We start from the raw sequence: 15,711 nt of genomic DNA on the forward strand, positions 1-15,711 counted from the left end.
AACTCTTGATTACGCCAGTTCTAGGTCAGAGGCGACAAACTAGCGGCGGCGCGTCTCAGCTATAATCGACCGCTCTTCGACAGGCAGCAATCGGCATTGCTGACATTCATAGAGAGACGAAGCTGTATTGAAAAATATCGGTGCTCCTCTCATTGGAATTCGCATGCAAATTTTCGCCACTCAAAAAATTGCCCTCCGAAACAATCGTGTCGAGCAACCTTGCCGACTGCAACTACTTTATTTCCCAATATTGCCCTACCTGAGCGTCCCTTACACGCAAACCACTTCTACTAGCAGGACGGCTTCCACCAAACAAATCTAAGATATCACTTATAACAGACCTAGACTCTGATACATAAGAGTGGTTTAAAAAGTCCGTCTTAACAGCGCTTGCATCGATAAACTCCACGCCACCAAATACCTTTATAACTTCTGGCACATCCCCGGCGCGCTTGTAATAGTGAAGGCTCTTTGAGGTCTGCAAAGCCTTGTCTCTATTCGAAGCATACAAAGTAACCGGCGTCTTCGGGTCAGCTATTTTCGGCACTATAATATCGACAAACTGTTCAGCATCCACATCTGGAGCAGCCAAGACGACTTCCTTCAGTTTATATCGCAAATCAGGACGCTCAAGTTTTAAACGCTCCAACGAGTTCAGAACCGCTCTATTCCCCATGCTATGAGCAATCAAAAACGTCTGATCTATCTTTGGATTAGAAAGATGGTCTACAAGAAAATTATACAATGCCGGCTCTGACCATTCGACACTAGCCTCATCAGCAGAGTACGAGAGTACAGTCCCATTTGCTGGCCAGCTAAAAAACAATGGAACACCGGAAAAATTCAGATCATAAGCTATTTGCGCGGTACGCTTTGCTGCATCAGCAAAACTGACATTGTAGCCATGCACAAAGAGCAACGTAGAAGTCGATTTATTAGCCAACCCTAAATTTAGTAATTTATCGAATTCTTTTTTACTGATTGTCTGCCCTCCCAAAAGCATCACATGTTTGTCAGGATCTTCACTTAACTGGTACCATCTCTTCTCTTCAATTACTCCAACTTCGTGCCCAACCGGAATTGAGACCATGCAATATCCATATTTGGTATCACCAAAGCTGCCCCGGCGCCCACTATATGCTTCTGTGCACCGTTCGGAGTCTAATTGCTTTCTGTTTGTTGCGAATAAAACCTTAACTAATCCGTGAGCCCCATCAGTGACTGGCCGAACGATTCCTAGCTCACCATTATCGACTGCACCTGTATTTGCTCCATAGCCTGCATTGGGATCAACTACGTCACCATCCTTAACAGCATCATTTTTTAATTGGCAACCGCTCAAGAAAACCAGAATAATAATGTGAACAAACAAAAGTGGCTTCATGCTTTTCTCCTTAATAAGAAACCGTCTAAAGCATTATGGCCCAAGATTCTGTTGTGTCAAAAAGCCACTGCCGGCAGAAATTACGTAACTTCCCCGCTCCATTAGCGCGACTCTCCCTCCTGTAGGTCTATTTAGTCCCACGAGAGTCGATCAGAAGCAGTCTCTCACCAAAAAAAACCGTCACTTGGGTGGTTCGTACTATAAGGAAATTTAATCCCATCCGGCGTTATAGCCGTTGGCTCTGGGTAAAATTGCCTGCGTATAAAAAGATCTATCTCATAATAACCAAGATATAGCTTACCGAGAGCAGCGGCAGACTCATCATAGGTGGGAAAATATTCAATTTCATCCCACTCTTTTCTGAACGGCACATATTTTTCAAACGATCCGTTAGGAAATTTATTCTTGAGAGCCACAACATAATTAGCAGCCACAATCAATTCATAATATAACTTTTGAAGGACACCTTTTCGGTAAGATATATAGTTACCTCTATGGCTATACTCCAAGTGCGAACAGCTTACCCAGTATGTGTACACATCATCTTTATAATGTTTATTCTCATGCACAAAGCAAATCGTTAGCAAATCACGACAAACCATATTGAAATTTGATATACCAACCAAAAGCGGAGCAACGCTCAAAATCCCTTCATAATCCTTAACAACCCAGTCCATTTTCGCTAAATACGATTGAAGCCGACCGGTAAATGTTTCCGAGATCCGGACATCAACCTCATGAAAAGGTAACTCGCAGCAATAATGTACCAAGCTTGCAAGCCCGATCTCTTCACGCCAAAAGTTATATAGCTGCCCTACCGGATCCTTATGAGACATGAACATCCAAGGATAATACTTCCTAAGAATATCTTCATGATCGGCTAATTTTTCGAGAATGTCTCGCCATCCCATTACTACCACTCGGAAAAGCCCCTCTGCCTCATGCTCCTTTGTCAGCTCCCGAGCGCGCTTTTCCACGGTAGTATCTTTAGGGCCAGAAGTCGCCATTATAAATAGGCTAAGACCAGGCTCGAATTTTTTTGCTTTATCGACTTCTTCGTCGAGTTCTTTGATCGATACTATTTTATTTGAGTAGCTATCTTTCCCTTTACACTGCACCCCGCAAACCTCACCGGAGTGGAAAAAATCCTTCCCAGAAACATCAACGCCATTTTGATTCTGACCACTTCTACCATGTTTCTGGGCATTTTCATCATCCCAAATCTTCGCCCATAAATCGCGACAGAGGCTTTCAAAATCTTGCCAGTTAGCTGGTGGGGGAAGTTGAGTTGATGATATGTCATTCACGGTGTACGTCCTTGATTGTGAAAATTGCAATACAGCGAGGCCTCGATACTGGATCCAAAATGCCATCATTCATGAATTTGCTCAAGCGCCTTCCTATCACCGCACAGACACACCGCATCAACCGATTTACGACGGCTGCGCCGCCGAGCGGGAGCAAGCTCCCTCGCCACGGATCGTGCGTGCCTTCAGATCGGGGTATGCATGTGCTGCCGCCATCGCGAGCAAGCTCGCTCCCACAGGGATTGGTGTTGGGTGCCCATTCTGTGATCACCTCGAAATGGTTTGCGACTTGGCCTTTGCGCTGAAAGGCTTCGCGCAGCCCTGCGTACCTTGGGAAAAGGTACGTTCCTAACGAGTCGAGATTCAAGCGACCAATAAATAACCATATTTTATTTTATGAACCACTGTTGACTAAATGGTTCTATGAGCACAGGATGATTCCATCTCCTCTGCTTCGGAGGAGCGTTACCAGAGCTGTATCCTATGAACGATGTTGAAAAGGCCGAAACGGTCTCCTACACGCTGCGCAATTTGAGCAGCAGCCTGGACAAGACCATCGCCGCTGTGGCCAATACGCTTGGCAAATCGAAAAACACCTTGATCCTTGAGACGTTGGAGCGGGAGTTTTACAACTACATCTCCACCTATGCCCGGTCGAATTTGCTGGTTTCGGCGATGGATGCCGAGCTGGCGAAAAAATTCGGAATCGAGATTCTTTCGGAATGGTATGAAAGCGAGCACACCATCCAGTACGACCGTTACCTCAGCACCAAACTGAAGCTGGATAGCATCGATAAAGTGGATGCCGTGTTTAAAGGGAACCTCCCATTGCTTGAACTGCGCGCCCAGCAGCTAGTAAATAAGGGTTACATGCGACTGCCACGGGGCATCTCCTTGACGTTTGCCCTGTTCATTGAGATCGCCAAGCAAAAGGACGAGGCTCTGATTCACGAGATTCGCAAAGGGCTGTTCGGAATCACCAAGGACTTCTACGAGTCCTTGAACGAAATTCGTGCTGCCCTCTCGCTTCCCGCCATCAAGCCCCAATGATTGAAAAGATGCACTGAATGGCCGGTCTCTCCAGGGGGGCCCGGTCATTCATTTACTCGTCTCCTTTCCCCTAAGCACGCGTGTTCGCTGCGACTTTTCAAAACCTCTCAAGCCAACGGCCCGTATGCCCCAACCCCGCGCACACCCGCGCCAACAAGGGGCGATTTACGGTCAAATTTATTGGCCATTTAGATCCCCTTTTGGCCTCTCCTGCCGTTCTCCAAAACCCCGTACACCGCAAGACTGTATTCAAACCGACCAGCCTTGCGGAGAACAAAAATGCTGACGATCTACTCAGACGATCACCACCTGCACCACGGCCGCTGCGAGTTGATGGACGGGCAACTGATGCCCTGTTTCGAGATGCCGTCGCGGGCCGATCATGTGTTGGAGCGGGTCAAGGCGCAGGGGCTGGGGCCGGTGGAGGCGCCGCAGGATTTTGGCTTGGGGCCGATCCAGCGTATCCACAGTGCGGCGTACCTGGAATTTTTCAAAGGCGCCTGGGACCGCTGGGCCAAGTACAACCGCGAGGGCGATTTGTTGCCCTTCACCTGGCCGGCGCGGACCTTTCGCACGATCATCCCCACCAGCCTGCACGGCCAACTGGGTTATTACAGCTTCGACGCCGGCGCGCCGATCACCGCTGGCACTTGGCAGGCGGCCTACAGCGCCGCGCAAGTGGCCCTCACCGCCCAGGCGGACATCCAGCGTGGTGCGCGCAGTGCCTTTGCCTTGTGCCGCCCACCGGGGCACCACGCCGCCGGGGACTTGATGGGCGGTTATTGCTACCTCAACAACGCGGCCATCGCCGCCCAGGCCTTTCTCGACCAGGGCCATAAGAAGGTTGCGATCCTGGATGTGGATTACCACCACGGCAACGGCACCCAATCGATTTTCTATGAGCGCAGCGACGTGTTGTTTGCGTCGATCCACGGCCATCCAGAGGCGGAGTTTCCGTTTTTCCTGGGTTATGCCGACGAGCATGGCGAGGGCGAAGGTGAGGGTTTCAATTTCAACTACCCTTTGCCAGCCGGCTCAGGCTGGGACACCTGGAGCGCGGCGCTGGAGCAGGCCTGCGGGCAAATCCGCGGTTACGACGCCGATGTCATCGTCGTGTCCCTGGGCGTGGACACGTTCAAGGATGACCCCATTTCGCAATTCAAGCTCGACAGCCCGGACTACCTGGCGATGGGCAAGCGCATCGCGGCGCTCGGCAAGCCGACGCTGTTTGTGATGGAAGGCGGTTACGCGGTGGCAGAAATCGGCATCAATGCCGTGAACGTTCTTGAAGGTTTCCAAAGCGCCCCATGAGGAACAACAGCATGAACAGACTCAAGCGTTTAATGGCCCCAGCCGTGTGCGCCGCGCTGCTTTGCGGCGCTGCCCAGGCCGAGGAGCGCACCTTGCGCGTCTACAACTGGTTCGACTACATCACGCCCAAGGCCCTGGAGGATTTCAAGGCGCAGAACAGCCAGGTCAAGCTGGTCTACGACATCTTCGACACCAACGAGGCCCTGGAGGCCAAGCTGCTGACGGGCAACTCCGGCTATGACGTGGTGGTGCCGTCCAACGTGTTCCTGGCCAAGCAGATCGAAGCCGGAGTGTTCCAGCCCCTGGACCGCAGCAAGCTGCCGAACTGGAACCACCTCGACCCCAAGCTGATGAAGCTGATCGAGGCCAACGACCCGGGCAACAAGTTCGCCGTGCCCTACATGTACGGCACCATCCTGATCGGCTTCAACCCGGACAAGGTCAAGGCCGCCCTCGGCGATAACGCGCCGGTGGACAGTTGGGACCTGATCTTCAAGGAAGAGAACATCAGCAAGCTCAAGCAGTGCGGCGTGGCGCTGCTCGATTCGCCGTCGGAGATCCTGCCCCTGGCCTTGCAGCACCTGGGCCTGGACCCCAACAGCAAGCAGCCGGCGGACTACGCCAAGGCCGAGGCGCTGATGATGAAGGTGCGCCCGTACATCACCTATTTCCACTCGTCCAAGTACATGGCCGACATCGCCAACGGTGATATCTGCGTGGCGGTGGGCTATTCCGGCAGCTTCTCCCAGGCGGCCAACCGGGCCAAGGAAGCCAAGAACGGTGTGACGGTGGACATGCGCTTGCCCAAGGAAGGCGCGCCGATCTGGTTCGACATGCTCGCGATCCCCAAAGGCGCGAAAAACCCGGACGACGCCTACACCTTCATCAACTATTTGCTGCAACCGCAGGTGATTGCGCCGATCAGCGATTTTGTCGGTTATCCGAACCCGAACAAGGACGCTACCGAGAAGGTGGACCCGGCGATTCGCGGCAATCCCAACCTGTACCCGACTGAAGCGGCCATGACCACGCTCTACACGTTGCAACCGTTGCCCAGGGATGCCGAGCGTGCGCGGACGCGGGCCTGGACGCGGATTAAATCGGGGCAGTGAGGTTGACTGCTTTGTGAGCGCTTTGCGCTCAAGCGGGAGCAAGCTCCCTCGCCACGGGTCAAGTGAACCCAGGCGCTATACATAGTTACCACCTTCCCTGGCTTGTGCCGCCCTAGCATGGATTTCCCAAGCGTTTCGCTGCGGGACTCCACGTCGCACAAGTCAGGGAGACTTCGATGACACAAACCTCTACCGCCACCCGCCTCAAGCCCGCCACCGACCCCAAGGACGCCGTGCTCAATCGGTTGCTCGCCGGCCCCACTTACCCCGAGGTGGCCGCTATTCTCTTGCGGGACGGCCTCAAGAAGCTCTATCCCACGCTCAATCTTGATCCTCACACCACCGTGGTCGGCGAGCCGGCGTGGGACATCGTCGGCGACGAAATCGTCGAACGCCAGACGCGCTACGAAACCCTCAGCGACATGCTCGCCGGGCTGGTGAACGACAGCGGCCCGACGCTGCTGATCGAAGGGCTGCATTTTCTGACCCAGCTCCCGCTCACGTCCCCCGACGTGCATTTGCCGGTGCGCATCGACCAGATCGGGCGGCTGCTCAATGAGCTGCAACCGGCCATGTTGACGGCCTGCCAGGAACAGCAATTGGCTTATTGGAATGCCTCGGTGGGCGATGCCGGCCCGCGCTGGCATGAACTCTCCAGTGCGCTGCGCACGGCCTGGGACGTCCGGCGGGTCAAGGGTTGGAGCGAGGCTGAATGCGCCATGGCCCGGCATCTGTTTCGTTATCCCGACCGGCAAGGCCGCCAGGACAATAACCTCTATGACGCCCACGCCTATTTGATCGACATCGATGGCATCGACGGCGACCAAGTGCAGCGCATGAGTGACAACACCATCGTGGTGCTGATCGGCAAGATCGACGACAAGGAGGTCATCCTTAAATACTCGATCGTCAACGGCTATGAACGGTTCGAGACCCAGCAGGCGTTGGGGCAATCGCTCTCGGCCCATTTGGGCCCGGACAGCTACCGGAAAATCCAATGGCGGCTGTATGAGCCCGACGGCAACATCTTCGATTACAAGGCCTGCGGGATGATCGCCGAGCAGGTCAAGATCATCGGTGTCTCCAACGTCCCGGACGTGTTGACGTTCCGCGAAACCAGCCAGTCCCCCAGCGTGGATGCCAATGACGACATTGTGGAGACCTGGTTCCAGAAACAGATGCCCCATTGGTTGCTGGCGGCCTCGCCCTCCGATCAGGTGCTGTTCGCCCAGCACATGAAAAACCTGTCGATCCTGAGTCACACCCATGCCGGCAAAACCTACCTGGACGATATTCCCTCCCTCAAGGCCTATGCGTTGAACGCCCTGCAAACCCAGATGACGGCCGACCATGCCGACGCCTCGAAGCTCGATCTGGAAGCAATCGAGATCGAGGTGCGCAGCCCGGTGATCTGGGGGAGTTTCGTGGTGCCCGGTCGGATCGACACCAGCCGCTTCAGCCTCGTGGAGCTGGCCTTGCAAAACCTGATCGCACTCCCGCTCGGCAATAAGACCGTCAAGTTCCAGGACGGTACGGAACTGCCCGAATGGATGACCGTCGCCTACCTCGAAAACCTGATCACCCAAGTCGATATCGGTCGCGTTTATCCCGAGCTGGTCAAAAGCAAGTTGCTCGACGATCCAACAGAATCGGCCAGCCGCGAAAAACTCTACACCGCCCAGTTGCGCATCCAGCTGCCGATGCTGGCACTGGAAGGCAAGATTCGCGGCCAGGGTAACCTCGACGAAAAGGGTTACCGTTACGTCGCGGCGCTGATGGAGCCTGACGAAGCCGATCGCAAGGTGGACGGCAACCTCATCGTCCTGCGCCAACTGGCCTTCGTCCCGGAGCTGCAACTGGGCAGTTCGCAGGACGTGGTCACCAACATGTTCGTCATCGGCCCCCAGGATTCGAACGCCGGGCCCTGCCTGCTGTACCGACCGATGCTTGACCCGCAGTTGTGCCAATACCCGTCGTTCAGCAATTTGCTGTATGCGATCAGGCAAACGCCGGTCTTGCGCCAATCAGTGCTGGCCTGGTTGCCCGATGGGGTGCGTGACGATTACGGCCGATACGTGTTCCCGGACCTGCTGCCCTCCCCCTGGAGCATCGTCGCGTTCGTGGCCGCGCCATTGTCGTCCCTGGCCAATAGCGGCCCCGTTGGTTTGACCGACAAGACCCTGGGCGCGGATTTCCTGCCGCTATTGTTCAAAGCCAATGCCAATGCCCTGGTCGAATTGGCCGATCGGGAATCGATCTCCAATCGCGAGAATCGCTGGCAAACCCTTAAACGGGCCGGCTGGCTGATCCTCAACCTCGCCTTGCCCTACTTGGGAACAGCCGTGGGCACCGCCACGTGGCTCTGGCAGATCCTGGACGACATGGAAAAGCTGACCCAGACCCGCGAAGGGGCCGACCGCCAAGCCAAGTGGGAGACGTTCACCGACCTGCTATTGAACATCGCTTTGGCGATCATTACCCACACCCTTGAGAGCGCCAGGACCGCCCGCCGTCCGCGCCGGCCCGAGGCCCCGGAAGTACCGGAGGTGGTACGCGAATTGGAAAGCCTGCCGAAACCCAAACCCGAACTCGTGATAGAGCAACTTTCGCCCCTGGCCAGCACCGCATTGCCGACCGAGCACTACGAGACCATTCGTTCCAGCGGTGCGCTGATGGGCCGGTCGAGGGAGAGCGCCAAGCTGCTGGACAGCTTCAGCGTCGAAGCGCCCCAAGACCCTGGCCAACGCCAGACCGAGGGCGCGCTCAAGGGGCTCTACGAGCAGAATGGGGACTGGCACGCCAACCTGGCCGGCCAATGGTTCAAGGTGCTGGTCGAGGGGGAACAGGTGTCCATCATCGATAGCAAAGACCCTACGCGCGCCGGCCCGCCGCTGATGAATGACATCCACGGCGAATGGCACATCGATACGCGTTTGCGAATCCGCGGCAGCGGATCGCAAGGCGTCAGGCAGAAAGTCATCGCCGATGCGAAACGTCACCGGATCAGCCTGCTGCTCGAACTGAACCTGTTCGAAGCCAAGAAACCCCAGCACCAGAAGCTGCTGACGATGCAGGCGCAGGAAATGAACGAGGCGACCGGCGCGGCCAAGGAGACCAAGCGCGACGTATACGTCAGTACCTTGAAAGCCCAGCGGGCAAGCTACGAGCAAGCCTTGCAAATCCTGTTGGAGTGGCCGGTATTCCAGTCGCGGCCCGACTACCCTCGAACCCGACTCGGCTATTTGATCGATATCGATGAAGTGGACGGCGATACGGTCAGCCGCGCGAACGAAAACTCGATCGTGGTCTTGATCGGAAAGGTCGCCGGCAAAGAAGTCATCCTGATGTACTCGCTGCGCAACGGTTATGAGAAGTTCGACTCACAAGACGCGCTGGGGCGATCCCTCCCGACGCATCTGAACACCGTCAACCGCACAAAACTCCAATGGCGGCTGTACGAACCCGACGGCAATGTGTTCGATCACAAGGCCTGCGGGTTGATCGCCATGCAGGTCAAAATCATCGGGGATCCCGGTTACCTGGAAGGCTTGATCGCCGACGAGAGTGAACAGGCTGACAACAACGGACCGGACAGCACTAACGGACCTACCGGGGACTGGTTCGAGAAACAGATTCCCGAGTGGCTGCAGGCCGCGTCGACCTCCGATCAGTTCCTGTTCGCCCAACACCTGAAAAATCTCTCGGCGCTGAGCAGCGCCCATGCCGGCAAGACCTACCTGGAGGGTATTCCCGCCATCAAGCAGTACGCGTTGAACCGACTGACGCAGCAGATGCAATCGGACCATGCCGACGCCTCGACCCTCGACCTGGAAAACATCGAGATCCAGATACGCAGCCCCGTCGTCTGGGGGACTTTCGTGGTCCCCGGCAAAATCGAAACCACTCGGTTCAGCCTCGTCGAGCTGGCCTTGCAAAACCTGATTGCGCTGCCCCTGGGGGACAAAACAGTTCGATCGGTCGATGGCCATGCATTACCCGGGTGGATGACGGCCGATTACGTCGAAAGCCTCGTCACCACCGCCGACATCGGTCGGATTTATCCCGAGCTGATCAAAACCAAACTACTCGACGATCCGGCCGAATCGACCCGGCGTGAAAACCTCTACACCGCTCAGTTATGCATCCAGTTACCGATGCTGGCGCTGGAGAGCAAAATCCGTGGGGTGGGAGACATCGATGAGCGCGGTTATCGCTATGTCGCTGCGGTGATGGAACCCAAGGCGTCCGATCGCCAGGTCGATGGGCAAGCCATCGTCCTGCGCCCATTGGCGTTCGAATCCAAGCACTCGTTGGGCACCTCGGCCGACGTCGTGACCAACATGTTCATCATCGGCCCGCACGATCCGAATGCCGGTCCCTGCCTGCTGTATCGACCGTTGCTTGAGCCGCAACTGTGCCAGTACCCGTCGTTCAGCAACCTGATCTACGCCATCAGGCAAACGCCTTCCTTGCGCCAATCGGTACTGGCGTGGCTACCCGATGGCGTGCGGGCAAGCTACAGCCGATTCGTTTTTCCGGGAGCCCTGCCTTCACCCTGGGCCATCGCGGAGTTTGCGGTAGACCCTGTGTCGTCCTGGTTCAATAGCACGCCCATCGGTTTGAGCGAGAAAACCCTGGGGGCTGATTTCCTGCCACGGCTGTTCAAAGCCAATGCCGATGCCCTGGTCGAGTTGGCCGATCGTCAATCGGTGTCCAACCGCGAAAATCGTTGGGCCACCTTCAAACAGGCAGGCTGGTTGATTTTCAACCTGGCACTGCCTTACCTGGGGACCGCCGTGGGCACTGCAGCCTGGCTCTGGCAAATCCTGGACGACCTGGAAACGTTGACGCAGAGCGACGAAGCAACGAGCCAAGCCAAGTGGGAAGCCTTCGTCGACGTGTTGCTGAACATGGCCATGGCGATCACCACCCACGCCATCGACCGCGCCAGGGAAAGCGCGGACAGCCGTCGACTGCAGGCGCCAGCGGTCGTCCATGAACGGGTAAGCCCGACCCAATCTGAACGCGTGATCGAGAAGCTGGCCCCTTTTACGGACAAGAAACGTTCACCTGAGCACTACGAGGTCATCCACGCCAGCGGTGCCTTGACGGGCCAACCCGCCAAGCGCGCGAAGCTGCTTGAATCCTTCAGCGTGAACCCACCCGACAACGCCGAACAACCCATGATCGAAGGCGCGCTCAAAGGGCTCTACGAGCAGCGAGGGAAGTGGTACGCAAAAATGGCCAACCAGTGGTTCAATGTGAAAGTGGAAGGCGAGCAAGTCTCCATCGTCGATGGAAACGACCCCGCACGCACCGGTTCACCCCTGATCAACGATGCAGAGGGCGAATGGCGTGTCGACACGCGCCTGCGTTTGCGCGGCAGCGGGTCGAAAGGCGTCAGGCAAAAAGTCCTCGCGGAGGCGAAACGCCTCAGCGTCCAACTGCTTGCCGAGCTGAACCGGTTCGAGGAACGTAAAACCCAGGACCAGAAGCTGCTGACCATGAACGCCCAGGAAATGAACCAGGCTTCGGGCGCTTCCAGGGAGGCCAGGCACAAGGTTTATTTGAGCACCTTGAAAACACAGCGGGAAAGCTATGAAGAGGCGTTGGCGATATTGATCCAGTGGCCGGTCTTCCAATCAAGGCCCGACGCACCTCAGGCCCGGCTCGGTTACCTGAACGCGCAGATCAACTTCACGTTCGAGGAGATCGACACCTTGCAGGAGCGATTCGCCCCCGCCCTGAAGACGGCCGTGGACATGACCACCTCGAACATCGAGAGCGTGGAACAAGCGCACGTCGATGCCGCCGACAGCATGATCAGGATCGGTGACGACATGATCGAGCGCCTGGATTACATGGAAACGCGCTTTTCCCGGCTGAGGAAGGTCGGGCGCGAAGGCGTTGAACTGCTCCGGCAACACCGGGCGAGGATGCCAGCCTACAAGAGCGATGCGATTCGGCTCATCCAGTTGGACATGTATCGCCACCTCTGCCTGTCACTGGAAAGCGTCAACGACCTGCCCGAAGGCTGGGCGGACATCAACCAGCTTGTCGACAACACCACGGTCGCTTTTCAAAGCTTGCACGAGGCCATCAATGAGCGAAGCGTGATCCGCCTGGACGAGCAGATCGACGCATTCGGCAGCCTGACGGAGCAGTTCACGGCCATCGAGGAGCACCGCCAATACCTGGCCGAGGAATACAAGGGCAGCGTCCGTGCAACGGAACTCAATCGACTGGGCAAGCAGATCGGTCTTCTTAAAGAACGGGCGGTGCGTCATCTGGTCCGCGCCCTCGACGAAAGAAGTAACCGGCGAAGCGAAGCCGGTCCTTACCAGGAACGCCCCAAGCCCAGGAAAAAATTCATCCGGGCGCGCTTCTGGGGGCTGGTCAGTGGCGAACCCCGTTTAACCAAGACCCGAGAAGAAACCGATTGGGTCGACGTCAAGCATCCGCTCACGAACCGAATCATCGCCACCTTCCACCGCAAGGAAACCGGCGAGTGGCTGCCCCATGTAAATACCGACACGCCGTTGGCCGTCCCGGTGCTGTCCACCAGCATCACCAAGGGCAAGGCCCTGCTCGACGGATTGGCGGCGTTCAAGGCCCTGGTCGAGCAATACACGAAGCAGCCAGAGCGGTCGCCCAGCGGTATCGGCCTGATCCTGAACGCACACGCCAATAGAATGGAGAAGGTCGCCATCGCGATCACGAAAGGCCTGGACAATGCGGCAAACGAAACGGTTGGCCTCTCGGTGGAGCAACAACGGGTAGCGCAATCCACGCGCACGGCACTCAAGAGGGCATCGAAAACCTTGCATGACGAAAGCTTCGAAACCGTGCTGAACGTCATCAAACAACGCCCGCCGACCATGAGCGACCTGCTCTGGCTTAAAAACCGAAACCAGGTCTTCATCACCAAGCAAAAGAATCGGCAACGTATCAAGATCCCCCGCCAGGGTTATCTCGACCGGTATGAGATCAAGGACCTGAAAACCAATAGGCCCCTCTGGTTCGCCGACTTCCATTACTCAACGAGCTGGGTGCCGCCTCATGCGTTTCTTTCCGCGCGTTTGCGAACACCCGAGCAAGTCAATCAAGGGCTGGCCGTCGAATCCACCCAGGCACTCGACCAGCGCCAACTGATCGAGCATTACCGCAGCGAGATTGCAGTAGATCAGGCCAAAGAAGTGTTTTTTCCACAACAACTGTCATAACGGCCGGAACCCACGGATGACTTGGCGCCAGCCGTCAGGTTTTCCAGGCGCCCGCCAGGCTCGCCAGCGCGATGTCTATCGCCGCTGGCGGGACGGCCGCGAACCCCAGCACCAGCCCGGCACGCACCTGGGACGACGTCGTGGTGGGCAACCAATAACTACTCAAGCCATTGACCTCGACACCTACGCTGACCGCCTGGGCGATCAGTTCGCGCTCACGCTCAACGCTGTCCACCGGCACGGTGACATGCAGCCCGGCCACCACCGTGGGCATGGCTCCGACGCCTGCAATCGCGTTCGGCCAGCCCGCCAGCAACGCGTCACGCCGAGCCAGGGCGGCCCTGCGCATCCGCCGGATATGCCGCTGGAAATGCCCGGCGGCCATGAACTCGGCCATCACCGCCTGGGTGCTGACTTCGGAGTGACGCACGTCCACGGCGCGGCGCCGGGCGAAGGCATCGACCAAGCCTGGCGGCAGCACCAGGTAGCCCAGGCGCAGGGCCGGGAACGCCACTTTGCCGAACGTGCCGACGTAAAGCACCCGGCCTTGGCGATCCAATGCCGCCAAGGGCGCCAGCGGTGCGCCGCTGTAGCGGTACTCGCCATCGTAGTCGTCCTCGACGATCCAGCCGTCATTGCGTTCGGCCCAGGCCAGCAGCTCCAGGCGCCGTGGCAGGCTCATGACGACCCCGGTCGGGTACTGGTGGGACGGGGTGACATAGGCCAGTCGACAGTGGCTCAACCCACCGAGCGCTGCGCAATCCAAGCCATCGCCATCGACCGGCACGCCCCTGACGTCGGCACCGGCCACGGCGAACGCATGCCCGGCCGCGCGATAGCCGGGGTTTTCCACCGCCACGACGTCACCCGGGTCCACCAGCAGCTGTGCACAAAGGCTAATGCCCTGCTGGGCGCCGCTGGTGATCACAATTTGTTCAGCCGTGCACTGCAACCCTCGGGAGCTGCGCAAGTAGGCGGCGATCAGTCCGCGCAAGCGCGCATCTCCCTGGGAATCGCCATAACACAGCTGTTGCAGGTCCGGCTTGCGCCAGAAAGCCGCATTCAGCTTGGCCCAGACGTCGAAAGGGAACAGATCGAACGCCGGTACACCGACCCTGAACGCTCGCGGCGGGCCGCTGGGTGGCTGAGGCAAATGGTGTTTTTCGACGCGGTTCAGCGCACCGCTGTGGATAACTTTACTGGATGGAACCACAGGCAAATCGAGCCAATCTGTGGATAAGGCTGTGGGTAAGCCTGTTGAAAACCCTGTGGATACTTTTGTGGATATGTTTTTCAACGGGAGTGTCGTCGAGGACAGTTTCGCCACGTAAGTCCCGTCTCCGACCCGCCCTTCGATGAAACCCTCGGCATAGAGCTGGTCGTAGGCCCGTACCACGCTGTTGCGCGAGATCGACAACGCTGCCGCCAGATCACGGCTGGCCGGCAGGCGCGTGCCACTGGCCAGTCGTCCGTCCAGAATCCGGGCACGCAATGCCTGGTAAAGCTGACGGCTGAGCCCCTGGCGGCGGTCCAGTTCGATGCCAGCGGGATTGAACGACAGTGGCGGCGCGGCGTTGTGCATGACAGCCCTCACGAATGGACCTATCGAATTGGCCAGAAGTGGCTCTTACAACAGACCAATAGCCTGCCTAGGATGCTCGCATTCGCCAAGGAAAATCATCATGTACAACCCCAAAGCCTTTGCTGTCGAAGACCTGCCCCAACTGCACCAGATGATGGGCGACTGCCGCCTGGCCGTATTGGTCACCCACGGTGAACATGGTTTGCAGGCCAGCCACCTACCGCTATTGCTGGACCCGCAACAGGGGCCGAATGGCAGCCTCTACGGGCACATGGCCCGGGCCAATCCACAATGGCGCGATCTCGAAGCGGGCGCCGAGGCCCTGGTGATCTTCGCCGGTGCCGAGGCTTACGTCAGCCCGGCTTTCTACCCGAGCAAGGCCGAACACGGCAAAGTCGTGCCAACCTGGAACTACGTGGCCGTACACGCCTACGGCAGTGCCGAGGTGTTCAGCGACCCTCATCGCCTGCGCAATCTGGTCAGCGCCCTCACCGACCGCCACGAATCCACTCGCGAACAGCCATGGAAGCTCGATGATGCACCGGCCGAGTACATCGACAGCATTCTCAAGGCCATCGTCGGCTTCGCCCTGCCCATCCAGCGTTTGGAAGGCAAGCGCAAGCTCAGCCAGAACCGCAGCCCCGCCGATGTCGCCGGGGTACGCAACGGACTCGCCGCCAGCCCCGATCCGCAGGACCGGGTCCTCGCCCACCTGATGCCTGAACAATCGTCCAAGGAGTGA

General features: G+C 57.4%; 8 protein-coding genes. 5 read left to right on the plus strand and 3 right to left on the minus strand.

The window, feature by feature from the left end:
* Nucleotides 1–232 precede the first annotated feature (232 nt).
* Both AD659_RS27485 and AD659_RS27490 read right to left on the minus strand, forming a co-directional pair.
* Nucleotides 233–1,384, minus strand: a complete 1,152-nt coding sequence (locus AD659_RS27485; protein WP_082343622.1) for an alpha/beta hydrolase — start codon at nucleotides 1,382–1,384, stop codon at nucleotides 233–235.
* 164 nt (nucleotides 1,385–1,548) lie between these two features.
* Entirely contained in the window at nucleotides 1,549–2,691 is a 1,143-nt protein-coding gene (locus tag AD659_RS27490) for a hypothetical protein (protein WP_153043964.1), read from the minus strand.
* A gap of 483 nt (nucleotides 2,692–3,174) precedes the next feature.
* On the opposite strand from AD659_RS27490, the gene AD659_RS27500 reads away from it, so the two are divergent.
* The 4 genes from AD659_RS27500 to AD659_RS27515 all read left to right on the plus strand — a co-directional run bounded on the left by AD659_RS27500 (nucleotide 3,175) and on the right by AD659_RS27515 (nucleotide 13,387).
* On the plus strand, nucleotides 3,175–3,741 hold the full coding sequence (locus tag AD659_RS27500) for a hypothetical protein (protein WP_053126677.1): 567 nt from the start codon (nucleotides 3,175–3,177) through the stop codon (nucleotides 3,739–3,741).
* 279 nt (nucleotides 3,742–4,020) lie between these two features.
* Nucleotides 4,021–5,052, plus strand: coding sequence for a histone deacetylase family protein (locus AD659_RS27505; protein ID WP_053126679.1), 1,032 nt, complete (start codon nucleotides 4,021–4,023; stop codon nucleotides 5,050–5,052).
* Nucleotides 5,053–5,063: 11 nt separating this feature from the next.
* On the plus strand, nucleotides 5,064–6,164 hold the full coding sequence (locus AD659_RS27510) for a polyamine ABC transporter substrate-binding protein (protein WP_053126681.1): 1,101 nt from the start codon (nucleotides 5,064–5,066) through the stop codon (nucleotides 6,162–6,164).
* Between the two features lie 176 nt (nucleotides 6,165–6,340).
* A complete protein-coding gene (locus tag AD659_RS27515) occupies nucleotides 6,341–13,387 on the plus strand; it encodes a dermonecrotic toxin domain-containing protein (RefSeq protein WP_053126683.1) in 7,047 nt (2,348 codons plus the stop codon).
* A gap of 34 nt (nucleotides 13,388–13,421) precedes the next feature.
* Here the strand turns inward: AD659_RS27515 and pdxR are convergent, their stop codons facing one another.
* Complete coding sequence (gene pdxR, locus AD659_RS27520; protein WP_053126685.1) at nucleotides 13,422–14,969, minus strand: MocR-like pyridoxine biosynthesis transcription factor PdxR; 1,548 nt, start codon at nucleotides 14,967–14,969, stop codon at nucleotides 13,422–13,424.
* 100 nt (nucleotides 14,970–15,069) lie between these two features.
* Here pdxR and AD659_RS27525 point away from each other — a divergent pair, with 100 nt between their 5' ends.
* Nucleotides 15,070–15,711, plus strand: a complete 642-nt coding sequence (locus AD659_RS27525; RefSeq protein ID WP_053126687.1) for an FMN-binding negative transcriptional regulator — start codon at nucleotides 15,070–15,072, stop codon at nucleotides 15,709–15,711.

The organism is Pseudomonas thivervalensis (assembly GCF_001269655.1).
Lineage (GTDB): Bacteria > Pseudomonadota > Gammaproteobacteria > Pseudomonadales > Pseudomonadaceae > Aquipseudomonas > Aquipseudomonas thivervalensis.